We start from the raw sequence: 458 nt of genomic DNA on the forward strand, positions 1-458 counted from the left end.
CATTATCCAAATATTGTACTTTTCAGAGATGGATCAAGCTTATCTTTGATGGATAATGCAGCGAATGAAAAAGTGATAGATATGCTAGCTTATGCGCTATTAGGAGGTTCGGTTTTCATTTTACCGTTTTTCATCTACCTTATGTATGCATTTAATAAACAAAATACTCGATCAGCTCAAAAATAAACGTATTCCTATTTAACATAAAAAGGATATTCATTCATCGAATATCCTTTTTTAGTATTATAATATGGAGGTAATGAATTCTTAATCAAATTATTCTCCAATATAAGTCACTATTTTTTCATCACCGTCTACCGAAACTTTGGTCAGATTGTACTTAGCCAAATTTTTCATTGACTTGTCCCATTTCTTTCCACTTAGATTAGTTTCATATTTCAAACTATTTAACTCTATAATATTATCATTTTTTTGTAAAATACTGATAATTAATGATT

The 458-nt window shown here is 28.2% G+C and carries 2 pseudogenes; one reads left to right on the plus strand and one right to left on the minus strand.

The window, feature by feature from the left end:
* Positions 1–186 (plus strand): annotated as a pseudogene (locus HMPREF2660_RS11020) (cytochrome d ubiquinol oxidase subunit II); the annotation flags it as partial.
* Between the two features lie 90 nt (positions 187–276).
* Here the strand turns inward: HMPREF2660_RS11020 and HMPREF2660_RS00875 are convergent.
* Positions 277–458: pseudogene (locus tag HMPREF2660_RS00875) on the minus strand (lysine--tRNA ligase); the annotation flags it as partial.

Origin of the sequence: Weeksella sp. HMSC059D05 (assembly GCF_001809725.1) — a bacterium.
GTDB lineage: Bacteria > Bacteroidota > Bacteroidia > Flavobacteriales > Weeksellaceae > Weeksella > Weeksella virosa.